Here is a 23842-nt window from a genome sequence, read left to right on the forward strand (position 1 = left end):
CAGAACGTAAAACCTGAAACTTTAAACCTGAAACAAATTTTTTCTAAAATCCGCTTGGTTTCAAATGTAAACCGGTAGTTTCTTCTAATCCGAACATTAAATTCATGTTTTGAATCGCTTGTCCTGAAGCACCTTTGGTTAAGTTATCAATGATTGATGTGATTAAAACCCGGTTTCCTTTTTTCAATAAACTGATGATACATTTGTTGGTTTGAACGACTTGTTTCATATTGATATTTGTCGTTGTAACCGTCACAAAAGGCTCGTTTTTATAGAAATCCTGAAATTTAACAACTAAATCTTCTAAACTTTCGTCAGAATCAGTATATAAAGTCGCGAAAATTCCTCTTGTAAAATCTCCTCTATTCGGAACAAAGATCAATTCATCTGAATAATCTGCCTGTAATTGATTCACACTTTGGTTGATTTCTCCCAAATGCTGATGTTCAAAAGCTTTGTAATGCGACATATTATTGTTTCTCCAACTAAAATGAGAAGTTTCAGCAAGACTTACGCCAGCACCTGTGCTTCCGGTTGTGGCATTAATATGAACGTCATTTTTAAGCAGATTATTTTTAGCCAATGGCAATAAAGCCAATTGAATTGCTGTAGCAAAACATCCCGGATTTGCAATAAAATTTGCTTTTTTGATGTCTGACTTATTCAACTCAGGCAAACCGTAAACGAATTCTTTTCCTTCGAAAACAGCGTCTTTAGTCAATCTGAAATCATTTCCTAAATCGATGATTTTAGTATGGCTTGCAAATTTATTTTCCTCAAGAAACGAAATAGATTTTCCGTGACCCAGACATAAAAAAACAACATTTACATTCGGATTTACAACATCAGTAAAATTCATTTCGATATCTCCCATCAAATCATGATGTGCCACATGAAGCGGTTTACCTGCATTTGTTGTACTGTAAACAAAATCGATGTTTACATTGGGATGATACATTAATATTCTGATCAATTCTCCGGCCGTGTAGCCCGAACCACCAATTATTCCGATATTAATCATAATTTTTATTTTTTTAGATATATTGTTAAATCGAATTCGATTTTTAATATATTTTGTGTTTTTAGATTAAACAATCTTAAAAAGTTGTTTAATCTCCTAGTTTTTTTTTAATCAATAGCAAAAACAAATTCTGCGGATATAAACTTTATGTAATATGTCTTTATCTGCTCAGGACTTAATGATTGTGTGTCATGTGCAGATTCAACATTATAAACTTCTGTATAAGTAGAATTTGCACCAATTTCAATATATGGAGAAACAGAAACTCTTTTAATAGGAGTTAATATCAATCCGTTATAATTGGCAGTTACGCTTGATGTTCCTTTTACAGCAACATCATTGGGGTTAGTATATTTTATTTCATAATGTAATCGAGATGAATTATTACCTGTGTCAGCTGTAAATTCAAATAACAAAACTTCATACGTAACCGGTTTTAAAGTTTCCTTTTCCGGCGTATCGCTATCACTTGAACAACCAAGAAATATTAGAAACATTGGAAGTAAAAAAAATACTTTTGTTTTCATAAAAATTAAGCTTTATTTTTTTGAATAAATCATCAGAAATTAATCATGATCTAAATGATTTACAGATGAAAATATATTTTGGGCATTTCCTAAAATCTTGATAAATCCTTTAGCATCATCAGATGTCCAGGCGTTGTTCATTTCTCCATATTGACCAAAACCTGTATTCATTAAATCATTATCTGATTCAATTCCGTCAAGCGAGAAATGATATGGTTTTAGAGAAACGGTTACAACACCATTTACTGTTTTTTGCGTGTCTTGCAAGAATGTTTCGATATTTCTCATAACCGGATCTAAAAACTGACCTTCATGAAACAACATCCCGTACCAGTTTCCTAATTGTTCTTTCCAGTATTGCTGCCATTTACCAAGTGTATGTTTCTCTAATAAATGGTGTGCTTTGATGATAATTAAAGGTGCAGCAGCTTCAAAACCAACTCTTCCTTTAATACCAATAATAGTATCACCTACGTGAATATCTCTACCGATTGCAAAAGCGTTTGCCAATTTTTCAAGAGCAACAATATTATTAGAAGGTTTATCTGTTTTACCGTTTATCCCAACCAATTCTCCTTGTTCAAAATGCAAAGTCACTTTTTCTTCGTCTTCTTTCTGCAATTGCGAAGGATAAGCTTCACTTGGTAACGGTTGGTTTGAAGTTAAAGTTTCTTTTCCTCCAACACTTGTTCCCCAAAGTCCTTTATTGATTGAGTATTGTGCTTTTTCCCAAGAATAGTGAACTCCGTTTTTAGACAAATAATCAACTTCTTCTTGTCTTGATAATTTTAAATCTCTAATTGGAGTGATGATTTCAATTTCCGGAGCAATGGTTTGAAAAATCAAATCAAAACGAATTTGGTCATTTCCTGCACCTGTACTTCCGTGTGCGATGGCGCTTGCTCCTACTTTTTTAGCATATTTAATGGCTTCAATTGCCTGAAAAACACGCTCTGCACTTACTGATAATGGGTAAGTATTGTTTTTTAATACGTTTCCAAAAATCAAATATTTTATCGCTTTATCATAATATTTGTCTACGATAGTCAGGTTAGCGTGTTGTGCACTTCCTAATTCGTAAGCTCTTTTTTCGATAGCAGATAATTCTTCTGCATCAAATCCTCCTGTATCTACTAGTACGGTATGAACTTCGTATCCTTTTTCATTTTTTAAATATTTCAAACAATACGAGGTATCTAATCCTCCACTATAAGCTAATACAACTTTTTTCATTTTTTATAATTTAGGCTAATACTTTCGTATGTAGCAAGTTTGAGATTTCTTTTTTGATTTGAATTCTTAAGATAAAAAGCCGAAAGACAATATTTTACTTAAGAATAAAGCTTGCTTTATTTTTTTTAATCTACTTAAAACAGCCTCATTAAAAGGATGTCTTGGCGGATCTTTTTGTTTTTCTTTTGGATCATACAACATTCCTGTACAAAGACACATTTTGTTTTCTTTGCTTTTGAGGATTTCATAATTCGTACAGGTTTTGCAACCTGACCAAAAACTTGGATCAGTAGTAAGTTCAGAGAATGGTACTGGTTTATAACCTAAATCAGAATTGATCTTCATTACGGCCAAACCGGTTGTGATTCCAAATATTTTAGCGTCCGGATATCTTTTTAGGGAATAATCAAAAACTTTTGATTTGATTTTTTTCGCCAAACCTAAACTTCTGTAATCCGGATGAACGATTAAGCCGGAATGGGCCACGAATTTTCCGTGCTGCCAACTTTCGATATAACAAAAACCTGCAAATTTTCCGTCTGCCAAAGCAATCATCGCATCACCGTTCGACATTTTTTTCTGAATGTATTCAGGAGTTCTTTTAGCAATCCCTGTACCTCTTAACAAGGCAGAGGATTCTATTGTATCGCAAATTTCCTGTGCGAATTTGAAGTGTTCTTCCTGAGTAACAACAATAGAGATTTTCATTTCAATAGTTGAAGTTAGAGTTAAAAATTAAAACGTATTGTTTAGTTTGAAATTCAGAAATCGATCCGACAAAAATAGACATAATAGAAGTAACATCCTCAAAATCAAAAACTTGATTTAGAAAATTCAAAAAACTATGTATACTTTTAGGATATGTTTGTCCAATGGACAAATTGTGTGATTTCAAAATGAAAAATGAATATAAATAAATACGCGGCGAAAAACTCTGTGAATACTATAGAGATAGTATCCGTACTTCGGGAGAAGTTACAGGTGAGTTTGTCCGTGACAAAGAAGTTATATGTAAACTTATTTTATTCATCGATGCAAAAGTACACTATTTTTTAATTCTAAAAACAAAAAAATTAAATTCTAACATTTTTTTAATGAAATGTTGTTTTTTTTTAAAGGTGCTAAGATTCTGAGCTGCTAAGGTGCTGAGTTTTTTTACAATCAAAAACTTGAAACATGAAACAAAACAAAAAACCCGATAGTTATTACTAACTATCGGGTTTTAAAAACTTTATATTTTATAATCTTACTTTTTTGTAAATGGAATTGTTTCTCCGTTACCTAAAATAACCATGTCGAAACCTGTTTTAGCTTCATTAAACTTAAACTTTAATCCGGCACTTTTAGACTCAAAAGTATCTTTTTCGTTTTCTACAGGAACTACAGTAAACTTAGGAAAGTTTGTAATTTCTACATTTAATGTGCTGTTCTTTTCAGTAAAATCAATTTTCAAAGGCGCTCTTGAGGTAGAATAAGTCCCTAAATAACCATCTAAAATTACATCCTTCTCTATTTTACCGTTTCCCGCTTTCCAGACATTATTTGCTTCATTATTATCCGGAAAAACATGATCAGGATCAAGTGTAACACTTTCAATTTCTTCAGTAGAATTATATTTGAAAGACCATACAGTATTGCGTTGCCAAACTTCTACAGGAATATTGACCCTTGTCACCTTCCCGCTTTTTGTTTTGACATCTGCAACAATTGGCATTGGCATCTTGTCGAAATTTTCAACGGTAATTACAACTCCTTTTGACGGATCATTTTTTACGTACTTAATTGAATTAATACCCTGATCAAAACGCCAGTTGTTTACGAACCAGCTTCTCCAAAACCAACTTAAATCTTCGCCTGCAACGTTTTCCATCGATCTGAAAAAGTCATCCGGTTGCGGATGTTTATAAGCCCAGCGTTCTATATAAGTACGGAAAGCAGTATCAAAACGCTCTTTTCCTAATATTTGCTCTCTCAAAATTATCAAAGCTGAACTTGGTTTAAAATAACACAACATACCAATATTTGCTTCTTTCATATTATCAGGAGAACTCATTACAGTTTCTAAATCAGTTCTTGTAAATGACTCAGCTCCTTTATGTAAATCTGTTGGCGCTTCTACATATTCTCCTTTATTAAATGCGGCTGTACTTAGCGAATTAATAAAAGTATTGAAACCTTCATCCATCCACCCAAACAATCTTTCATTCGATCCTACAATCATAGGAAACCAAATATGGCCAAATTCATGATCTGTAACTCCCCACAAATCTTGTCCTTTAGATTCCCATCCACAAAAAACAATTCCGGGATACTCCATTCCGCCTTCATTTCCTGCCACGTTTGTAGCGGCCGGATAAGGATATTCGAACCATGTTTTAGAATAATGTTCTATAGCTGCTTTTACATATTCAGTAGAACGTCCGTAAGCACCTTGTCCGGCACTTTCTACCGGATAAGCAGATAAAGCCAATGCTTTTTTACCACTTGGTAAATTAATCTTTGCTCCGTCTAAGATAAAAGCCGGTGAAGATGCCCACGAAAAATCACGTGCATTTTTGATCTGGTAATGCCATGTTTTCTCTCCAGAAGCAGCTGTATTTGCAGTTGCAGCAACTTCTTCAGCAGAACGAATCATAACCGTTTTATCACTTAAAGATGCTTCTTTATAACGCTTAAATACATCTGCCGGCAACACTTCTGCCCCATTTAGCAATTCACCTGAACCTACCACATAATGATTAGCCGGTACCGTAAGTTTTACATCAAAGTTTCCGTATTCCAGATAAAATTCAGAAGCTCCCAAATATGGATGCGTATTCCAGCCTCTTACATCGTCATACACACACATACGGGGATACCATTGTGCTATGGTGAAAATTTTGCCGTTTTTAGTTTCTAACACTCCCATTCTGTCTGATCCTTCAAAAGGAGCTGTGAATGCAAATTCGATTTTGATTTTTACAGCTCCTCCTTTTGATGCTAATTCTTCGGGAAGAAATATTTGCATTCTGGTATCCGTAATCACATATTTTGCTTCTACTTCAGTTTTTTTCTTTCCAACAGAAATCACTTTAACTGATTTGATTTTATTCCCTCCGTCAAAAACCTGTCCCTGGGCGCCATTACGACTTCCCGTTAAAGGCACGATAGCATTTCCTCTTGAATCTTCCTTAAATAAGTTTTGATCTACATTCAGCCAGACAAATGACATTTTATCCGGACTGTTGTTGGTATAGGTTATTTCATCTGTACCAATGATTTCATTTGTAGTAGCATTTAACCTTGCCGTTATCTGATAATCGGCTCTGTTTTGCCAATATTCAACTCCGGGCTGACCACTTGCAGAACGGGTTGGAGTTCCATTTTTTGTGTAAAAATGAGGCCCAAAGGCATCATGATAATTATAATTATTAACAGGATTTACTGCTGTTGCTGTAGGCGTTTGTTGTGCCCAAACAGAAGAAATCCCAACAAATAAAGCCATGGTTAATAAGGCTTTGAAGGATTGTATTTTCATATTTTTTAGCTGTTTATGTAGCAAATTAATGAAAAAAAAAGCTATTTACAGAGAAAAGAAGAATCATAAATTGAATTTTAGCAAAATTTTATCAAAAAAATAATTTGAAGGTTTTTCTTAAAAACTAAAATTTATAAAATATATTTACATCAATATAAAATTCATTCACTTCAACTTTACATAATTTGAACACAACTATCTCAAATCCAACAATAAACGCTTCTATTAAACATTCCGGAGCTGAATTATTTTCATTAAAAAACAATCAAAACAAAGAATATATCTGGGAAGGGAATCCTGATTTCTGGGGAAAGCATTCTCCAATTCTTTTTCCTATTATAGGCACTTTAAAAAACAATACCTATACAATCAACGAAAAAGAATATCAATTGCCAAGACATGGATTTGCTCGTGATATGGATTTTCAATTAGTTGACAAGACTGAAAACAGTGCTGTTTTCTCTCTAAAATCAGATGCTGAAACGTTGAAAAAATACCCTTTTGAATTTGAATTACAACTTATTTATACTCTTAAAGAAACTTCTTTAGACATCGAATATAAAGTAATTAATAAAAATCAAACTAAGATGCCTTTTTCAATTGGAGCTCATCCTGCAATAGCTTTAGCTGAGAATTTCGAAAATTATGCTATAGAATTTGAAAAAGAAGAAGTTTTAAAATATTACATTTTAGAGCATGATTTAATTTCCAACAAAACGGAAGTTTTAGAAACTTCTGACAATCTGATTCCTTTGAATTACCAATTATTCGAAAATGATGCATTGATATTTAAATCTTTAGAATCGAATTCCCTGACTATCCTTGAAAACTCTAAACCTTATATTAAAGTTGATTTTGAAGATTTTCCGAGTTTAGGGATCTGGACAAAAGAAAAAGCGCCATTTGTTTGTATTGAACCTTGGCTGGGTTATTCAGATACATCCGAAAATTCAGGAGATTTATTCGAAAAAGAAGGAATTTTAGTTCTGGATGCCAACCAAACCTTTCATTCAAAGTTTAGTATAACACTATTATAATTAAAAAAAAATGTTAGAATTTAATTTTACCCCATTTCCGGAAATAGAAACAGAACGCTTGCTTTTAAGAAGAATCACTAAGGAAGATGTAAATGAAGTTTTCGAATTGCGTTCGAATCCTGAAACTATGAAATACATTCCGCGACCATTGGTTAAAAATGCTAAAGATGCTCTTGAACATATTGCGATGATCGAAGATAAAATAGTAACAAACATTGGAATCAATTGGGGAATAACCCTAAAAGGGAATCCGAGACTATTGGGTATTATTGGATATTACAGAATGCAGCCAGAAAATTATCGTGCCGAAATTGGATATATCTTATTACCTGAATTTCACGGAAAAGGAATTATTCCCGAAGCTGTAAATCGATTGATTACTTATGGCTTTAAAGATTTGAAATTGCATTCGATTGAAGCCGTAATTGATCCTGAAAATTATGCTTCTGAAAAAGTGCTCCAAAAGTGCGGATTTGTTAAAGAAGCTCATTTAAAAGAAAACGAATTTTACGAAGGCCGCTTTTTAGACAGCGTAATCTACTCATTATTAGAACCTAAGTAATCAACACAAATTATTCAAAAAAAACATCCTTGTTAAATTAAAGTATTTTCATAATAGTAATTAATGGTTTACGTTATATTTGCACGCGAAATAAGCAACGAAGCCTTATTTTTTCCCCGCAAAATAACTATTTTATGAAAAAATTCTTAATTCTGACAGTTCTTTTCTTTTCGATTCAGTCCCAAAGTCAAACTTTTATTAAATTTAATGCCGCAACAGCTTTAGTTGGCGTTCCAAATATTGGTATTGAGACCAGCATTGGAGAAAAATTAACTTTTAGCGTTGATGTAATGGCTTCTTTTTGGGAATCTTTTGATGGTCACAGTCCAATGAAATTTTACACATTAACTCCAGAAGTTCGTTATCATTTTAAAGAAAAATACAACGGCTTTTATTTAGGTGGTCATGCCGGTCCAGATGTTTACGAACTACAAAAATGGAATTACTGGGATACCAACAAATATGAGCACGGATTTGGATATAGATTAGGTATCACAGCCGGATACAACATCAAATTAAACGATAAATTTTTACTTGACATTTTTGCAGGAGCTGGCTGGCATCAAGGATTTTATCACGGATATTATAACGACGGAACTCCCGGCAGATACGAAAAAGCACCAAACTGGAACAAAAGCGGCGAATGGCTTCCTTACCGTGGCGGTGTTATGATTTCTTATAAATTGTAATTACTTCGTAAATTTAGGCAAAGATTTTACGTATAAATCTTCAACTTTTTTTCGAGCCCAATCGGTTTTTCTTAAAAAAGTCAAACTTGATTTCACACTTGGATTTGAAGTAAAACATTTTACAGGAATCAATTCTGCCAATGTATCAAAACCATAATGATCTACCAGTGCTTCTACTATTTTTTGAAGTGTGATTCCATGTAACGGATCTGTTGATTGATTTTGCATCTTATAAATTTAATGATAATACTAAAAAAGACTGTACTCTAAAAAGTACAGTCTTTTTTTTTACAAAATTAGCAAATTGAAATTTAAATCAATCTACATATATTTAGAATATAAATTTAAATCCAACAGCAAGTGGAGTGGTTAAATTTGAACCTCCTACAAGATAAGCAGAATCAACATTTGCCATATGCGCCAATCCAAAATTAGTAACAGTCGTTTTATCCCCGGTTTTTGGATCAATTGTAGTCGATGTAAAATTCGCTAAATCATAAGAAAACTCTACTGAGAAATTTTTAGTTACAAAATAATCAAAACCTCCTGATACAGACAGACCAAACTGACTTATTTTTGTATCACTTTCTTTTTCTTTACCTGTGATAACCGGCAAAGCAGCTTGTCCGAAGAAATAAAGAGAACCTGCAACATTCCAATATTTTCTTGCCAATGGCTGAATTACGAATAAATCTGTTTTTCCGGATGTAGTTGAGCCTAGATCAGATTTCATATTAATATAACCCAATCCAGCACCAATAGCAACCGATGGAGTTATAAAAGTTCCCACAATTGGTATTACGGATAAATTTGTGTTTTTGGCATCTCCTGTTTTAGTTTGTTGATAACCAAATTGCGACGTTACAAACCAAGCACCTTTTAAACCTTGACTAGCATCTTGTGCTTTTGCAGTTAACCCAATTAACGCAATACTAACGAATGTTAAAATTTTTTTCATTTTTGATTTTAATTATAAATTATTTAACAAAAATATAGGTAAGCTTTTTCTGTAGAAATGATATAAATCATAGATTAAAAAAAAACTTTAATTATCTTTGATTGCGTCAAAGTTTTTCAATTTTGTTTACATTTGCATTATGTTAAAAACAGTCAATATACTTAATAAAAGAGCTCGATTTGATTATGAGATAATCGATACTTATACTGCCGGAATTGTTTTATCCGGTACAGAAATCAAATCTATCCGATTAGGGAAAGCAAATATTACCGAAAGTTTTTGTGAATTTAACAATCTCGAACTTTTTGCTATTAATACATATATCGAAGAATATATGTTTGGAAATCAATTCAATCACAAATCAAGAAGTGAACGAAAATTACTTTTAAATAAAAAAGAACTAAAAAGTCTTCATAAAAGTGTTCAGGCAAAAGGACTTACAATTGTACCTTTAAAATTATTTACTAATGAAAAAGGACTTGCAAAACTGCAAATAGGACTTTGTAAAGGAAAGAAAACCTACGACAAACGAGAATCCCTTAAAGAACAGGATACAAAACGTGATTTAGACAGAATAAAAAAAGCTTACAATTAAAGTTATTTTTAACAACAAGAACCATTTGTTAATCTTTTATACGTATTTTTATTACAATATTTAAAAACCTTGTAATATGAAGAAATACTTAACTTTATTTATCATCGCTTTGACACTTGCAAGCTGTGGCAGCAATACTGCAATAGTTAATAGCTGGAGAGATCCAAAAATAACAGTCGCCCAGGAAAATTTCAAAAAAGTTTTAGTTGTTGCGTTATTAAAAGACGAAGCATCCAGAAGAGTCACCGAAAACAGAATTGCAGCCAGCAATCCAATCTTCAAAACTTCTTATGAATACTTAAACGAAACGACTAAAAACCTCACGCAGGAACAAAAATTAAAAATACTACAAGACGAAGATTTTGATGGCGTTATTACTTTACGTCTGGTAAGTACCGAAAAAGAAACCACCTATGTTCCGGGAAGTTATACAGGCATGTATTACGGAGGTTTTGATGGCTTATATAGTGGCGTTTACGGGTATGGTTTTGGAAACTGGTACGGAATGTATTCGCCTTACTTTTATGATCCGGGATACTATCAGGAAACCACGTCGTATATGGTCGAAACAAACGTTTTTTCATTAAAAGAAAATAAACTAATCTGGACAGGAACTACAAAATCTGATTATGTGACAGATTTAGGATCAACTGTAGACGCAATCATGCAAGCTGTCGTTGACGAAATGAGAAAAGACGGCTCGCTTCCTCCAAAAAGCAAAATATAATTTATAAAGCAATATATTTTTTTTAAATATTGCTTTTTTTTACAAAAAATGACTAAATTTGTCAAGACATTTTAATTCATAACCAATAATGAAAACACTTCTTAAAAATGCCCGAGAGCAAAAAGGTTTAAAAACTCGTGAAGTGGCACAAATTCTTGGCATTGATCAAGCTTTAATAAGCAAATTTGAATCAGGAACACGAAGACCAACCAAAGATCAGATTTCGAAACTTTCTCAACTTTTAGAGATAGACTACGAAACTTTAATGATTGCGTGGCTTAAAGAAAAAATTCTTTACGAAATTGGCGATGATGAGTTTGCCTTAAAAGCATTGATGGTTGCGGAACAGGAAATTAAATACAATAAAACTGTTTCAAAATTAAAAATCTCCAGTACTCTCGAAAATCTTCTGAAAGAAATCGATCTTCTAAAAGCAAAATTAGATAACTATCGTCAGTTTGACAGTTTTAGAATTACTCAGGCGTTAGAATTAGAATATACCTTTGAAAGTAATCGAATTGAAGGAAATACAATGACACTTCGCGAAACAGATATGGTTATCAACGAAGGCCTGACTATTTCAGGAAAAAGTATGCGTGAGCACTTGGAAGCCATTAATCATCAGGAAGCGATTGGATTTATTAAGGATTTAATGCAAAGAAACGTTTCCTTAAACGAACGCGACCTATTATCAATTCACAATTTAATTCTACGGGGTATAATTCCTGAAGATGCGGGTCGCTATCGAAAAGTACAAGTGATGATAAAAGGAAGCAGCCATATGCCACCCCAACCTTTTATGGTTGCCAAAGAAATGGAGGATTATTTTATCTGGTATGAAATCAATAAAAACAAATTACATCCCATTATTCTGGCTGCCGAAATGCACGAGAGGCTAGTAACAATTCATCCTTTTATTGATGGAAACGGGCGAACTTCCCGTTTGGTCATGAATTTAATTTTATTGCAAAAAGGATATATAATTGCCAACATAAAAGGAGATTATGATAGTCGTATGCAATATTATCAAAGTTTAGAAACCGCTCAGACCAAAAATAATAAAGAAGATTTTTTACTCTTTGTCGCTCAAATCGAAAAAGAAAATCTGGAACGTTATATTGGTATTATCGCACAATAAAAAAGCCCATTACTGGGCTTTTTCTAGTTTTTATCTTCTAATAAAGGAACAAATCGAAATTCTCCAAACTCATGTTTCTCAAATTGCGTTTCATTTTTACGAATCAATAATGTCATAATCTGAACGTCTTCTCCTAACGGAATAACCAGTCTTCCTCCTATCTTTAATTGTGCCATTAAAGGCTGAGGAATAAAAGGTGCACCTGCCGTAACAATGATACTGTCAAACGGCGCATAACTTGGCAAACCTTTATATCCATCGCCAAAAGACAGATGCTTAGGACGAATATTTAATTTAGGAAACAAGTTTGAGGTGGTTTTAAACAATTCATTTTGCCTTTCGACACTAAAAACTTTAGCACCCAGCATACACAATACAGCTGTTTGATAACCTGAACCGGTACCAATTTCCAGAATTTTATGCTCCTTTTTTACTTCTAATAATTGTGATTGAAAAGCAACGGTGTACGGCTGTGATATTGTTTGACCAGCTCCTATAGGAAAAGCCTTATCCTGATAAGCATAATCTTCAAAACTGGAATTCAAAAAAAGGTGTCTTGGGATTTTTTTTATCGCATCCAAAACTGCTCTGTCGGTAATTCCTTTTTGTTCTAAAGTGCTTACTAATTGATTACGAAGTCCTTGATGTTTGGCAGTGTCTTTCAAAATAGGTAGGTTTAATTTTTGCAAAAATAAGAAAGTAAATAGGAAATCAAATATTGATTTTTAATTATTAAATCGCTAAATCTTTATTGCATTCACTTTTACTTTCAACAAATAAATTATATTTTTGTTTAAAATACATTCTCATGTTAAAAGTAGGAGTTTTAGGTGCTGGTCATCTTGGTAAAATACATTTACGCTTATTACAACAATCTGACCAATACGAATTAGTTGGATTTTACGACGAAAATCAAGAAAATGCCGAACGAATATCAAAAGAATTTGGCTATAAAAACTTCAGTACTATTGCAAAATTAATCCACGCTGTGGATGTCATCGATATTGTCACTCCAACACTTTCTCACTATAAATGTGCTAAGGTAGCCATAAAATCAGGAAAACATATCTTTATAGAAAAACCAATTGCCAATACCGTTGAAGAAGCCGAAGAAATTATTGCTTTGGCCAAAGAATACAACGTAAAAGGTCAGGTGGGTCATGTTGAGCGCTTTAATCCTGCGTTTATTGCAACTAAAAACATGATCGAAAATCCAATGTTTATAGAAACACATCGTTTAGCAGAGTTTAATCCGCGTGGTACAGATGTTCCGGTAGTGCTGGATTTAATGATTCATGATATTGATGCAATTTTGAGTGTTGTTCACTCAAAAGTAAAAGACATTCATGCCAGTGGAGTTTCGGTAATCAGTGATACTCCTGATATTGCAAACGCCAGAATTGAATTCGAAAACGGATGTGTTGCCAATTTAACGGCAAGTAGGATTTCGATGAAAAACATGCGCAAAACGCGCTTCTTTCAAAAAGATGCTTACATTTCAGTTGACTTTTTAGAGAAAAAATGTGAAGTAGTCCGTATGAAAGATGCACCGGAAATTCCGGGAGATTTTGATATGATCCTTCAAAATGCCGAAGGCATAAAAAAACAAATCTATTTTACCAATCCTGATGTAGAGCAAAACAATGCCATTCTCGACGAATTAGAATCATTCGCAAATGCGATAAAAACAGATACAACTCCAGTTGTAACGCTTGAGCAAGCAACTGATGCCTTAAGAGTAGCATATCAAATCATTGATTGTTTCCAAAAATAATTGAAGCTTTTTAAAATAAAATTAGCCACGAATTCACGAATCAATTGGTGAATTCGTGGCTAAATCATAAATATAATATCTAAGATAAAATGAAAACTATAGCTGTAATTGGTGCAGGAACAATGGGTAACGGAATTGCTCATACATTTGCACAAAGTGGTTTTACTGTAAAACTAATTGACGTTTCTGAGAAATCATTAGACAAAGGAATGGCAACTATTGCCTCAAACTTAGACCGAATGTTGTCTAAAGGAACCATAACCCAGGAAGATGTTGCTAAAACTATCACTAATATTATTACGTATACTGATATTAAAGATGGCGTTGTTGGCGTTGATTTAGTGGTTGAAGCTGCTACAGAAAATGTAGAGTTAAAACTAAACATCTTCAAACAATTAAACGAAGCTTGTTCTCATAATACTATTTTAGCAACCAATACTTCTTCGATTTCAATAACACAAATTGGAGCCGTAGTGGCACATCCTGAACGCGTCATAGGGATGCATTTTATGAATCCGGTGCCAATTATGAAATTGGTCGAAATTATTCGCGGTTACAATACCAGCGATGAAGTAACTAAAATCATCATGGATTTATCTGAAAAATTAGGAAAAACTCCTGTTGAAGTAAACGATTATCCCGGTTTTGTGGCAAACAGAATTTTAATGCCTATGCTAAACGAAGCCATCGAAACGTTATATAATAAAGTTGCCGGAGTTTACGAGATTGATACCGTAATGAAATTAGGAATGGGACATCCAATGGGACCACTTCAACTAGCTGATTTTATTGGACTTGACGTTTGCCTTGCGATTTTAAATGTAATGTACGAAGGATTCAAAAATCCTAAATATGCTCCGTGCCCTTTATTAGTAAATATGGTTAGAGCCGGAAAATTAGGAGTAAAATCCGGTGAAGGTTTTTATGATTATAGTGAAAGTAAAAAAGCAGAGAAAATCTCTAAGCAATTTATTTCATAAAAAAAGAAATACCATGTCGATACAATCGAATTTAAATACAATCAAAGCAACTTTACCGGAACATGTAACTCTGGTTGCTGTTTCTAAAACTAAACCTGTTTCAGATTTAATGCAGGCATATGAATCTGGTCAACGCATTTTTGGAGAAAACAAAATCCAGGAAATGGTTGATAAGTACGAAGAAATGCCAAAAGACATTCAATGGCACATGATTGGTCACGTGCAGTCTAACAAAGTGAAGTTTATGGCTCCTTTTGTGAGCCTGATTCACGGTGTTGACAGTTTGAAGTTATTGCAGGAAATCAATAAACAAGCATTAAAAAACAACAGAATTATCGATTGTTTGCTTCAAATATATATTGCTGAAGAAGAATCTAAATTTGGTTTAGACGAAAATGAATTAAATGAATTATTATTTTCACCAGAATTCAAAGAAATGAAAAATATTCGTATCTTAGGATTAATGGGAATGGCAACATTTACAGAAGATAAAAACCAGATTAAAAAAGAATTTACACATTTAAAATCTATTTTTGATTCCATTAAAAAGATAAAAACTGAAAACTGCGATCTGAAAACTATTTCAATGGGAATGTCAGGCGATTACCAACTTGCGATAGAATGCGGAAGTACAATGGTTAGAATTGGAAGCAGCATTTTTGGAGGTCGTTGATTTTTCAAAAACCACATATCCATAAGACGCACTGCGGTGCGCACCTACAAGCAAACTGAATACTAAAAACTGAGACTGAATACTGAATTTGTACGCAATACTAGACATAGAAACCACTGGAGGCCAGTTTAACGAAGAAGGAATTACTGAAATCGCCATTTATAAATTTGATGGCCACGAAGTAGTCGACCAATTCATTAGCCTTGTTAATCCTGAAATTCCGATTCAGCCTTTTGTGGTAAAATTAACAGGAATCAATAATGCTATGTTACGTTCTGCTCCAAAATTTTTTGAAGTAGCAAAACGAATTATCGAAATCACTTCTGATTGTATTATTGTCGCTCACAACGCCTCTTTCGATTATAGAATTCTTCGCACCGAATTCAGACGTTTGGGTTATGATTTCGAAGCCAGAACACTTTGTACGGTTGAACTGGCTAAAAAATTAATCCCGGAACAGCCCTCTTATAGTTTAGGAAAATTGGTTCGTGCCCTCGGAATTCCAATGGCAGACAGGCATCGCGCAAGTGGAGACGCAATGGCAACAACCAAGTTGTTCAAAATGCTTTTAGAAAAAGACTTAGAAAAAACCATCGTAAAAGATTTTATAAAACTGGAAGTTGAAAAAGGAATTGCTCCAAAATTCCTCGATCTTTTATCTCAGATGCCTACAAAAACTGGCGTTTACTATATTTATAATGAAGGAGGAACACTGATTTATATTGGTAAAAGCCAAAATATAAAAAAAAGAGTCAATCAGCATTTTACAGGAATTACAACTAAAAGTAAAAAAATTCAAGCTGAAGTTTTCACCATTACTTATGATGAAACCGGAAGCGAATTAATCGCACTATTGAAAGAAAGCGAAGAAATAAAGATAAACAGGCCAAGATATAACCGTTCTGGACGAAAAACGATTTTTCAATATGCTTTATATGCTGAAAAAGACGCCAATGGCTACATCAACCTGAAACTCGAAAAAGCAGATGGCCGTAAAAAAGAAATCACATCGTTTGCTACTTTACAAGAAGGTAAAAATGTACTTTTCAAATTCACTGCGAAGTACCATTTATGCCAAAAGTTAACAGGACTATATCAAACAAAAAAAGAGTGTTTTCAATATAAAATAAAAGAATGTGATGGCGCCTGCATTGGAGAAATTACTCCTGAAGTCTACAATGCCAGAGTGCAACAATTTATATCTGAGAATAGTTTTGACAATAAAAGCATGATTCTCATTGACAGAGGAAGAAATGTGAACGAAAGAAGCGCAATATTGATCGAAAACGGAATTTATCAGGGATACGCCTTTTATGATTTAAACTATCAGGTTACCAATATTGATATTTTAAAAAATATTTTAATCCCAATGCAACACAACCGCGATGTTAAAAATATTATTCAAAATTACATCCGCAAAAGCAAATCCCTTAAAACACTTCATTTTTAACAATCCAAAACTTTCATTATCTTCGCCGAGATGAAAAAAATAAAATCAAAATACGAGCTTTTTAGACAAAAGACCCAAATCATCCTTTATGGTACGAATACCATACTGGGACGTCTGTTTGATTTGGTACTTTTAGGCCTTATTTTATTGAGTGTACTTTTAGTCATGATGGATACCGTAGAAGGTATTAATCTTAAATACCACTCCTATCTTGTGATTTGCGAATGGGTGATCACCGTTTTCTTTACTATCGAATATATCTTACGTATTATTTCGATACAAAAACCTGTAAAATATGTTTTCAGTTTTTACGGAATTATCGATCTAATGGCGATATTACCTATGTATTTATCGATATTTTTCCCCGCAACAAATGTTCTTACAATCGTTAGAGTCCTGCGTTTCTTCAGATTGTTTAAAATTTTACATATTCCGCAAATTTCGCAACAATCAATCCAGCTTAAGGAAGCTATGGAAGCCAGCAAAGAAAAAATTATGGTTTTCATCTATTTCGTTCTTATCAGTGCCGTGATTATTGGTTCCTTGATGTACGTTGTCGAAGGCAAGGAAAGCGGTTTTACAAGTATTCCTATGGGAATTTATTGGGCTATCGTAACCCTTACTACCGTTGGTTATGGCGATATTTCACCCGCATCTCCCCTAGGTCAGTTTTTAGCCTCACTGGTGATGATTATGGGTTACGGGATCATTGCTGTCCCAACAGGGATCGTTACTGCAGAATTTGCCAAAAGCAGTTTACGCGGTAATTCCGTCAGCTCAAAAAAAGCATGCAAAAACTGCAATGCACAAATGCATTTTGATAGTGCAAAATATTGCCATGAATGTGGAACTGAATTATCTAATAATTAATTTTAAGGAGCTATTCCAGCTGTACATTACAACTCCTCCTTATCTTTGTTGTTTTTTAAAAGTATAAAAGGAGCTTCTAAAGTCGCTCATTTATCCTAAAAAAACTAACCAATATAAGTCCGGGGTTTTCACTTCCATCTGGGCTAAAAAATATGAAACACTTAATTACCATCGTCGGACCAACAGCTATAGGCAAAACTGCCCTGAGTATCGCTTTGGCTCAACATTTTAAATGCGAAATAATATCTTGCGACAGCCGTCAGTTTTTTAAAGAAATGACAATTGGTACAGCCGTTCCTAATCCAGACGAATTAAAGGCTGCAACACATCATTTCATTCAGAATAAATCTATTTTCGAAAATTATACTGTTGGAGATTACGAAAAAGAAGCACTTTATAAATTAGAAGAATTGTTTCAAAACAATGATTTTGTAATTCTAATTGGTGGTTCAGGATTGTATGTCGATGCTATTTTAAAGGGATTCGATGAATTTCCTGAAATAGATCCCGAAATCCGTTCTGAAATAAATGCCAATTATGAAAAGCTTGGAATAGAATATCTACAGGAGCAACTAAAAAGTTTAGATCCGGATTATTATCAAAAGATAACATTAGAAAACCCTCAAACACTTCAGAATCCACAAAGAATGATGCGTTTCACAGAAGTTTGCATCGGAACTCACAAACCATATTCTTCTTTTTTAAATCAAAAGAAAAATAACAGAAATTTCACTCCAGTTTTGATTGGCTTAGAAGCTGACAGACAAATTATTTACGACAGAATTAATCAGCGAGTTGATATTATGATACAGCAAGGTTTGCTTGAAGAAGCACAATTACTATATCCTAATAAATCGTTAAATGCGCTTCAAACTGTCGGTTATAGAGAATTATTTAGTTATTTTGACGGAGATTTCTCACTTCCTTTTGCTATTGAAGAAATTAAGAAAAATACCAGACGTTTCTCAAAAAGACAACTTACCTGGTTCAAAAGGAATGAAGTTACAAAATGGTTTGACTATGCAAATGATCGAAAAACAATTATAGATTATATTGAAAAATCTTTGTGATAAATAATTTTAAATATATACTACTTCCTGCAAACTAAAAATATGGATAACGTACTTTGGAATACGATTCTGCAATTTGATTTTGATGATTCATCAAGTGAATTTGGTTTTTCATTAAGGCTTGCACAAGAAAACTTCTGGACAAAAAACTTTACTAAAAAAGCCATTTTAGAATATAAAAAATTCATGTACCTGGCATCCATTTCTGAGTCAATGGTTTCTCCATCTGAAACAGTTGATACCGTATGGCACCTGCATTTAATTTTTACTCAATCTTATCAGCGATTTTGCAAATTACTTGGTAAACAAATTCAGCACGTTCCATCTACGCATAACAGAGAAGATTTTCAAAGATTCAGAAAAGCAAAAGAGCAGACTAATATTCTATACGAATCGACTTTTGGCACTCAACCCAAAGATATCTGGGAGTTTGACGGAATGTATGAAAGTTTGAATTTAGATAAAGCAAAAATAAAATTGAGATCATTTATCAGTAATGGCCTGATGGTATTTCTGCCATTAACATTCCCATTTTATTATCTTTTAAAACCAATTTATATTACCATTGATAATCCCTATTTCCTCATTGGTTTTATCATTTTATCTCTCCTTACATTTAAAATACTGGATATCTACAATAAAGTAAAACTTCGACAAATTGCCCGTAAATTTGATCCAAATTCATTTATTTACGACCTTGAGCCTTATGAATTAATTTATCTTAAAACTCAAAAAATATCTAATGTAATTAATGGTGTGGTAAATGAATTGATTGACAATAAAACAGTTGAAATACAACCTTATAACATTATTAATCTTACCGAAAACAAAACCACTTTAACGGATGAACAAATTGAGATAACGAAATCTTTGACTGAATTTGGAAAAAGCGTTTACTCAACGCTAGTTGCCCGCATGAAAAGAAAACCCGTTTTTATAAATATACCAAACTGCATGGATGCATTTGAAAAATATTTTATTAAATCTAAAAAATTCAATAAATTGTTTTATCTCAACTTTGTTATTCTTGCGCTACTTTTTATGTTTGGATATATCCGCTTTATGACAGGCTTTGCCAGAAATAAACCAGTGGGACTCATTATATTTGTTCTTATAGTCTTTATCATTTCTGCCATCTTTTTTCTATACAGGTTAACAAGACTTATTAGTATTGATACCATAACAAATCTATATAAAAAAGAAATTTTACCTGCCAGACAAATCGAAAATAACTGGCAATGGAATTATTTTCTATTTAGTACTGCAGTAATAGCTCCGGCATTTATACCACTAATAGCGGAAGTAAACAGAAGTAATAATTATGAAGGCTCTTCCGGAAGTTCTTGTGGAACTTCTTCTGACTCTTCATCAGGAAGTTCCTGCGGAAGTTCTTGTGGCAGCTCCTGTGGTGGCTGTGGTGGCGGTGGAGATTAAAACAAAATCTTCTAAAGTAAGATCAATCGATACTCTATATTCTATTCTTCGAAAAAAAACAAAATAAAATCAATAATCTAAAATTCAAAAATGCCTATATCACCAAATTTCACTTCAGTTTTAAGCAAAGACTGGGAAATCAATTTTACGCAATGCACACCAAATGGCTTTTTAAAATATACAGACTTATGTAATATTTTACAATTAACAGCTGCTGCACATTCAGAAGTTGGCGGCATTAGTTTTTTTGATATGCAGGAATTCCATCAAGCCTGGGTTTTAAGCCGTATGCGTGTAGAAGTTAGCGCTTTACCAAAATGGCAGGATGTTGTAACAGTAAAAACATGGATTAACAGCTTAGAAAATTCCCGTTCAGTGCGTGCGCTCGAAATGTATGTAAATGGAAAAAAAATAGTCGGCTGCGAAACGTATTGGGCCGTTTTTAATACACAGTCGCGTCGTCCGGAACCTCTGGCTTTACCATTCGAACATTTCGAATTATTCCCTGAAAAGAGAGCGACAACTGAAGGATTTTCAAAAATCAATATCAATCACGAAAAAGAAGCCGTTTTCGAAAAGACAGTTTATTTATCTGATTTAGACATTGTTAATCACGTAAACAATGTCAAATATCTGGAATGGTGTTTAGATCATGTAGATGAAAAACGAATTATGAAACAAGAAGTAAAAAGTTTCGAAATGAATTTCATGAAAGAGCTTTCGTTAAAAGATACTGTAGTCATTCACGAAAGTGAAGATGATAATCATACAACGGCAACATTCAGTATTACAAAAGGGGAGAAAACCTGCTTTGCTTTAGAATTACACTGGAAATAAATTGCCCACAGATTTAACGAATAAAACTGATTACTGCAGATTTTAAATTTAAAATTCGCGGCTCATATTTTCAACTAATAAAAAAACGATGCAGTTCTAATTGAACTGCATCGTTTTTTTTATTATCAGGATCACTTTAATTTCTTTTTAGAATTTTTGTTAGATTTCTTTGGCTTCTTTTTATTTTTCAATAAATCAATTTTACTTTTTATTCTTTTTTCTACTTCCGTAATATCCGATTCAAAAGCAAATTGCAGTGTATACAGTTTTGCGTTTTTAATTGCGGTCAACGCTTCTTTAAATCGAAGTTGTGCTTCAAAAAGGATTGCTTTCTTTAGGTAGATTTCAGATTTGTTTATTCCTTTTATGGTCAAAGCAAAATCAATTAACTTTTGAGCTTCATCGTAATCTTCATTCAGAATCAAAGTTTGAATATAATGCGGATATACCTCAAGTGCATGAATGTTTATAGTAAGTGCTTCCTGAAAATAGGATTTTGCCTCTTCATAATTCCATAATTGTTCTGTCTGAATTCTCCCGTACAAACACAAAACCATTGTGTTTTTTGCATCATAAGAAAAAGCATAATCTAAAGATTCAATCGTTTCTTCAAGTGAATACGGATAGTTGTCTAATGCCTGAAAAAGGTATTTATCAATTGTTTTCATTTCGTAAATCTGTTTTTAATTGCTGACGGGTTCCTTTATAGCTTTTCTCTACTTTGTTCTTTTTAAAGTCAGATCCTGTAAAAACTCTCACGGGGTTTCCACGCTGAATATTCAACTGGTTTTCCCATTGTTTCCCAACATGATTTTTAAGCTGCTGCAAAATTTCGTCTTCTAATTTTTTTAATAATCTTTCTGTTGCCAGTTTTTTATTTTGGTGCTGTGATCGGCTGTCCATAGCGACAACTGCGATTCCTGTTGGGATATGTGTTGCCCTAATAGCCGAACTTACTTTATTGACATGTTGTCCGCCGGCACCGGAACTTCGCATAGCCTGATAGTGAATATCATTTTCTGAAATTGACGCATTTTTCTGTGACTCAATCTCAAAAACACCAATAAACCAGTTTTTACGTTTGTGCATTTTCCTAAACTGACTTTGACCAATCCATTGAATGGTTCCTGTCCAGGAATTCACAAATGTTGCGGCATTCTTTCCTTTTACAGCAATTGTTGCTGTTTCCACCGTTCCATTTTCCTGACCCGTTTCTCTTTGAAGTAAAGTAGTTACAAAGCCTTGCTCCTGCGCTTCATCCAAAACTTTTTTAAGCACCTGGGCAACCACCCAAGTGCATTCTGCAGGACCGCGACCCGCTGTTATTTGAATTATTTTTTCCATTTATTAATTGCTCTTTATCGGTCCATTCGAACAATCTTTGGAGTAAAAGTTCCCAGAACTTCGACCAAATCTGTTTGATTTCCCATTACTTTTGTAATGTCTTTATACGCCATTGGCGCTTCATCAATATTTCCGCCAATTAAGGTTACATCATTGGTTTTTAATACTTTTTTGATTTCACTCTGAGTGAAAGTTGCTTTGCATTTTGCTCTTGAAAACAAACGTCCCGCTCCATGTGAAGCAGAATTTAAACTTTCTGCATTTCCTTTTCCTTTCACAATATATCCCGGAGCTGTCATAGATCCCGGAATAATCCCTAATTGACCTTCTGCAGCTGGGGTTGCGCCTTTTCTATGCACAATACACTCTTTTCCGTTTACCATTTCTTTCCAGGCAAAATTGTGGTGATTCTCTATTGTTACCACTACTCTTTTCCCTATTGCTTTTGCTATTCTTCTATGAATATCATCGTGACATGCTTTTGCATATTCTCCGGCTAAATTCATCGCCAGCCAATATTCCTGACCGTCATGCGTGTTTAAATCTAACCAGGCTAAATGCTGCACATTTTTAGGCAACGGACATTGTTTTGTTGCCAAATAGGTATAATGTTTCGCAATGTTAGCCCCTAAACCACGAGATCCGCTATGCGATAAAACGGCAAAATACTCTCCTACGCCCAGCTTCCATTCATTTTCAGGATTGTCAATTTTTGCGATACCAAATTCTACAAAATGGTTTCCTCCACCTGAGCTTCCCAGTTGTTTGTAAGCTTTCGGCAAAAGATTTTTTAATAAAGGAATATCCTGAAATTCGCTTTTGTAAAAAACATCATGATCTGCTTTTACAGCATGTGTTTCATTCATTCCGAATTTGGTATTGTCTTTTAAAATCGCCTGTAACTGATGTTCTTTTCCTTTGAAATGTGAAGCTGGTAAATCGAAAATCGACAAACTCATCCTGCAGCCAATATCAACGCCAACTCCATAAGGAATAACCGCGTTGTCTGTTGCTAAAACGCCACCAATTGGCAATCCGTAACCTGAATGCGCGTCTGGCATTAAGGCTCCTGCAACCGAAATTGGCAACTTCAAAGCATCATACAATTGAAATTTAGCCCGTTCATCAATTTCGTTTTCGCCAAATACGGTAAAAGGAGCTCTTGTTGTTTTCAACTGGTGCATTCTTACCTGAACTGGTTTTATCAATCCCTCTGCGACTTTTCCCCAGGTTCCGTGTCCTTCAAATTTTTCAGGATAAAGCAAAACCTCTTTGGCTTCTGTTAGAACAGATTCTTTTTTCTCTCTTTTTCTATATCTGTTTATTTGCCCTAAGGCTATGTTTATTGAATTATTTTTTGGAAAGCCTAATTTAATAAGGTCTTTTCCTGATAATTTATTTCCCAT

The 23842-nt window shown here is 33.6% G+C and carries 25 protein-coding genes; 14 read left to right on the forward strand and 11 right to left on the reverse strand.

What is annotated here, in order from left to right:
- Positions 1–43: 43 nt before the first annotated feature.
- The 5 genes from argC to B0A67_RS13780 form a co-directional block, all read right to left on the reverse strand.
- The gene (gene argC, locus B0A67_RS13760) at positions 44–1021 is read right to left on the reverse strand and encodes an N-acetyl-gamma-glutamyl-phosphate reductase (protein WP_072963982.1); all 978 of its coding nucleotides are present in this window, start codon (positions 1019–1021) and stop codon (positions 44–46) included.
- Between the two features lie 107 nt (positions 1022–1128).
- The gene (locus tag B0A67_RS13765) at positions 1129–1548 is read right to left on the reverse strand and encodes a hypothetical protein (protein WP_072963980.1); all 420 of its coding nucleotides are present in this window, start codon (positions 1546–1548) and stop codon (positions 1129–1131) included.
- 39 nt (positions 1549–1587) lie between these two features.
- Positions 1588–2781: an argininosuccinate synthase gene (locus B0A67_RS13770; RefSeq protein ID WP_072963978.1), complete on the reverse strand. Its 1194-nt coding sequence runs from the start codon at positions 2779–2781 to the stop codon at positions 1588–1590.
- 66 nt (positions 2782–2847) lie between these two features.
- Positions 2848–3489: a GNAT family N-acetyltransferase gene (locus B0A67_RS13775; RefSeq protein WP_072963976.1), complete on the reverse strand. Its 642-nt coding sequence runs from the start codon at positions 3487–3489 to the stop codon at positions 2848–2850.
- 538 nt (positions 3490–4027) lie between these two features.
- Positions 4028–6298: a M1 family metallopeptidase gene (locus B0A67_RS13780; protein WP_072963974.1), complete on the reverse strand. Its 2271-nt coding sequence runs from the start codon at positions 6296–6298 to the stop codon at positions 4028–4030.
- 185 nt (positions 6299–6483) lie between these two features.
- Here B0A67_RS13780 and B0A67_RS13785 point away from each other — a divergent pair, with 185 nt between their 5' ends.
- From B0A67_RS13785 to B0A67_RS13795, 3 genes are all read left to right on the forward strand, one after another.
- Positions 6484–7335, forward strand: a complete 852-nt coding sequence (locus B0A67_RS13785; protein WP_072963972.1) for an aldose 1-epimerase family protein — start codon at positions 6484–6486, stop codon at positions 7333–7335.
- A 10-nt stretch (positions 7336–7345) separates the two neighbouring features.
- The gene (locus B0A67_RS13790) at positions 7346–7897 is read left to right on the forward strand and encodes a GNAT family N-acetyltransferase (RefSeq protein ID WP_072963970.1); all 552 of its coding nucleotides are present in this window, start codon (positions 7346–7348) and stop codon (positions 7895–7897) included.
- A 134-nt stretch (positions 7898–8031) separates the two neighbouring features.
- Complete coding sequence (locus B0A67_RS13795) at positions 8032–8586, forward strand: DUF3575 domain-containing protein (RefSeq protein ID WP_072963969.1); 555 nt, start codon at positions 8032–8034, stop codon at positions 8584–8586.
- On the opposite strand, the gene B0A67_RS13800 is transcribed toward B0A67_RS13795, so the two are convergent.
- The gene (locus tag B0A67_RS13800) at positions 8587–8814 is read right to left on the reverse strand and encodes a VF530 family protein (RefSeq protein ID WP_072963967.1); all 228 of its coding nucleotides are present in this window, start codon (positions 8812–8814) and stop codon (positions 8587–8589) included. It lies immediately after the preceding gene.
- Between the two features lie 103 nt (positions 8815–8917).
- Positions 8918–9544 carry an outer membrane beta-barrel protein gene (locus tag B0A67_RS13805; RefSeq protein ID WP_072963965.1) on the reverse strand — a complete coding sequence of 209 codons (627 nt, stop codon included), beginning with the start codon at positions 9542–9544 and terminating at the stop codon, positions 8918–8920.
- 139 nt (positions 9545–9683) lie between these two features.
- On the opposite strand from B0A67_RS13805, the gene smpB reads away from it, so the two are divergent.
- The 3 genes from smpB (at position 9684) to B0A67_RS13820 (ending at position 12004) form a co-directional block, all read left to right on the forward strand.
- Positions 9684–10139 (forward strand): SsrA-binding protein SmpB, encoded by a 456-nt coding sequence (smpB, locus tag B0A67_RS13810; RefSeq protein WP_072963963.1) that lies wholly within the window; start codon positions 9684–9686, stop codon positions 10137–10139.
- Between the two features lie 76 nt (positions 10140–10215).
- The gene (locus B0A67_RS13815) at positions 10216–10866 is read left to right on the forward strand and encodes a DUF4136 domain-containing protein (protein WP_072963961.1); all 651 of its coding nucleotides are present in this window, start codon (positions 10216–10218) and stop codon (positions 10864–10866) included.
- A gap of 88 nt (positions 10867–10954) precedes the next feature.
- Positions 10955–12004, forward strand: coding sequence for a Fic family protein (locus B0A67_RS13820; RefSeq protein WP_072963959.1), 1050 nt, complete (start codon positions 10955–10957; stop codon positions 12002–12004).
- Between the two features lie 23 nt (positions 12005–12027).
- Here B0A67_RS13820 and B0A67_RS13825 read toward each other — a convergent pair whose 3' ends face one another.
- On the reverse strand, positions 12028–12669 hold the full coding sequence (locus B0A67_RS13825) for a protein-L-isoaspartate(D-aspartate) O-methyltransferase (protein WP_041518722.1): 642 nt from the start codon (positions 12667–12669) through the stop codon (positions 12028–12030).
- A gap of 143 nt (positions 12670–12812) precedes the next feature.
- Between B0A67_RS13825 and B0A67_RS13830 the strand changes: the two genes are divergently transcribed.
- From B0A67_RS13830 to B0A67_RS13865, 8 genes are all read left to right on the forward strand, one after another.
- On the forward strand, positions 12813–13778 hold the full coding sequence (locus B0A67_RS13830) for a Gfo/Idh/MocA family protein (RefSeq protein WP_072963958.1): 966 nt from the start codon (positions 12813–12815) through the stop codon (positions 13776–13778).
- Between the two features lie 89 nt (positions 13779–13867).
- A complete protein-coding gene (locus B0A67_RS13835; protein ID WP_072963956.1) occupies positions 13868–14758 on the forward strand; it encodes a 3-hydroxyacyl-CoA dehydrogenase family protein in 891 nt (296 codons plus the stop codon).
- A gap of 13 nt (positions 14759–14771) precedes the next feature.
- Positions 14772–15431, forward strand: a complete 660-nt coding sequence (locus tag B0A67_RS13840) for a YggS family pyridoxal phosphate-dependent enzyme (RefSeq protein ID WP_072964106.1) — start codon at positions 14772–14774, stop codon at positions 15429–15431.
- A gap of 88 nt (positions 15432–15519) precedes the next feature.
- On the forward strand, positions 15520–16881 hold the full coding sequence (locus tag B0A67_RS13845) for an exonuclease domain-containing protein (RefSeq protein WP_072963954.1): 1362 nt from the start codon (positions 15520–15522) through the stop codon (positions 16879–16881).
- 30 nt (positions 16882–16911) lie between these two features.
- The gene (locus tag B0A67_RS13850) at positions 16912–17751 is read left to right on the forward strand and encodes an ion transporter (protein ID WP_072963952.1); all 840 of its coding nucleotides are present in this window, start codon (positions 16912–16914) and stop codon (positions 17749–17751) included.
- A 152-nt stretch (positions 17752–17903) separates the two neighbouring features.
- Entirely contained in the window at positions 17904–18821 is a 918-nt protein-coding gene (miaA, locus tag B0A67_RS13855) for a tRNA (adenosine(37)-N6)-dimethylallyltransferase MiaA (RefSeq protein WP_072963950.1), read from the forward strand.
- A 42-nt stretch (positions 18822–18863) separates the two neighbouring features.
- Complete coding sequence (locus B0A67_RS13860; RefSeq protein ID WP_072963948.1) at positions 18864–20255, forward strand: glycine-rich domain-containing protein; 1392 nt, start codon at positions 18864–18866, stop codon at positions 20253–20255.
- A 90-nt stretch (positions 20256–20345) separates the two neighbouring features.
- Positions 20346–21092, forward strand: coding sequence for an acyl-[acyl-carrier-protein] thioesterase (locus tag B0A67_RS13865; protein WP_072963946.1), 747 nt, complete (start codon positions 20346–20348; stop codon positions 21090–21092).
- Positions 21093–21223: 131 nt separating this feature from the next.
- Here B0A67_RS13865 and B0A67_RS13870 read toward each other — a convergent pair whose 3' ends face one another.
- The 3 genes from B0A67_RS13870 to B0A67_RS13880 are packed head-to-tail and all read right to left on the reverse strand — an operon-like array spanning position 21224 to position 23842.
- Positions 21224–21760: a hypothetical protein gene (locus B0A67_RS13870; RefSeq protein ID WP_072963945.1), complete on the reverse strand. Its 537-nt coding sequence runs from the start codon at positions 21758–21760 to the stop codon at positions 21224–21226.
- The gene (gene prfH / locus B0A67_RS13875) at positions 21747–22436 is read right to left on the reverse strand and encodes a peptide chain release factor H (protein ID WP_072963943.1); all 690 of its coding nucleotides are present in this window, start codon (positions 22434–22436) and stop codon (positions 21747–21749) included. Before prfH ends, B0A67_RS13870 begins: the two co-directional genes overlap by 14 nt.
- Positions 22437–22450: 14 nt before the next feature.
- Positions 22451–23842 carry an RtcB family protein gene (locus B0A67_RS13880; RefSeq protein WP_072963941.1) on the reverse strand — a complete coding sequence of 464 codons (1392 nt, stop codon included), beginning with the start codon at positions 23840–23842 and terminating at the stop codon, positions 22451–22453.

It is taken from the genome of Flavobacterium aquidurense (assembly GCF_002217195.1).
Taxonomy (GTDB): Bacteria; Bacteroidota; Bacteroidia; order Flavobacteriales; family Flavobacteriaceae; genus Flavobacterium; species Flavobacterium frigidimaris.

What these genes read in the sequence shown, in the direction of transcription:
- B0A67_RS13830 (WP_072963958.1), top strand. Translation starts at nt 12,813, where the DNA reads ATGTTAAAAGTAGGAGTTTTAGGTGCTGGTCATCTTGGTAAAATACAT.
- B0A67_RS13800 (WP_072963967.1), bottom strand. Translation starts at nt 8,814, where the DNA reads ATGCAAAATCAATCAACAGATCCGTTACATGGAATCACACTTCAAAAA.
- B0A67_RS13815 (WP_072963961.1), top strand. Translation starts at nt 10,216, where the DNA reads ATGAAGAAATACTTAACTTTATTTATCATCGCTTTGACACTTGCAAGC.
- B0A67_RS13775 (WP_072963976.1), bottom strand. Translation starts at nt 3,489, where the DNA reads ATGAAAATCTCTATTGTTGTTACTCAGGAAGAACACTTCAAATTCGCA.
- B0A67_RS13865 (WP_072963946.1), top strand. Translation starts at nt 20,346, where the DNA reads ATGCCTATATCACCAAATTTCACTTCAGTTTTAAGCAAAGACTGGGAA.
- argC (WP_072963982.1), bottom strand. Translation starts at nt 1,021, where the DNA reads ATGATTAATATCGGAATAATTGGTGGTTCGGGCTACACGGCCGGAGAA.
- B0A67_RS13805 (WP_072963965.1), bottom strand. Translation starts at nt 9,544, where the DNA reads ATGAAAAAAATTTTAACATTCGTTAGTATTGCGTTAATTGGGTTAACT.
- B0A67_RS13860 (WP_072963948.1), top strand. Translation starts at nt 18,864, where the DNA reads ATGGATAACGTACTTTGGAATACGATTCTGCAATTTGATTTTGATGAT.
- smpB (WP_072963963.1), top strand. Translation starts at nt 9,684, where the DNA reads ATGTTAAAAACAGTCAATATACTTAATAAAAGAGCTCGATTTGATTAT.
- B0A67_RS13780 (WP_072963974.1), bottom strand. Translation starts at nt 6,298, where the DNA reads ATGAAAATACAATCCTTCAAAGCCTTATTAACCATGGCTTTATTTGTT.
- miaA (WP_072963950.1), top strand. Translation starts at nt 17,904, where the DNA reads ATGAAACACTTAATTACCATCGTCGGACCAACAGCTATAGGCAAAACT.
- B0A67_RS13770 (WP_072963978.1), bottom strand. Translation starts at nt 2,781, where the DNA reads ATGAAAAAAGTTGTATTAGCTTATAGTGGAGGATTAGATACCTCGTAT.
- B0A67_RS13790 (WP_072963970.1), top strand. Translation starts at nt 7,346, where the DNA reads ATGTTAGAATTTAATTTTACCCCATTTCCGGAAATAGAAACAGAACGC.
- B0A67_RS13835 (WP_072963956.1), top strand. Translation starts at nt 13,868, where the DNA reads ATGAAAACTATAGCTGTAATTGGTGCAGGAACAATGGGTAACGGAATT.
- prfH (WP_072963943.1), bottom strand. Translation starts at nt 22,436, where the DNA reads ATGGAAAAAATAATTCAAATAACAGCGGGTCGCGGTCCTGCAGAATGC.
- B0A67_RS13840 (WP_072964106.1), top strand. Translation starts at nt 14,772, where the DNA reads ATGTCGATACAATCGAATTTAAATACAATCAAAGCAACTTTACCGGAA.
- B0A67_RS13850 (WP_072963952.1), top strand. Translation starts at nt 16,912, where the DNA reads ATGAAAAAAATAAAATCAAAATACGAGCTTTTTAGACAAAAGACCCAA.
- B0A67_RS13870 (WP_072963945.1), bottom strand. Translation starts at nt 21,760, where the DNA reads ATGAAAACAATTGATAAATACCTTTTTCAGGCATTAGACAACTATCCG.
- B0A67_RS13795 (WP_072963969.1), top strand. Translation starts at nt 8,032, where the DNA reads ATGAAAAAATTCTTAATTCTGACAGTTCTTTTCTTTTCGATTCAGTCC.
- B0A67_RS13765 (WP_072963980.1), bottom strand. Translation starts at nt 1,548, where the DNA reads ATGAAAACAAAAGTATTTTTTTTACTTCCAATGTTTCTAATATTTCTT.
- B0A67_RS13820 (WP_072963959.1), top strand. Translation starts at nt 10,955, where the DNA reads ATGAAAACACTTCTTAAAAATGCCCGAGAGCAAAAAGGTTTAAAAACT.
- B0A67_RS13880 (WP_072963941.1), bottom strand. Translation starts at nt 23,842, where the DNA reads ATGGGAAATAAATTATCAGGAAAAGACCTTATTAAATTAGGCTTTCCA.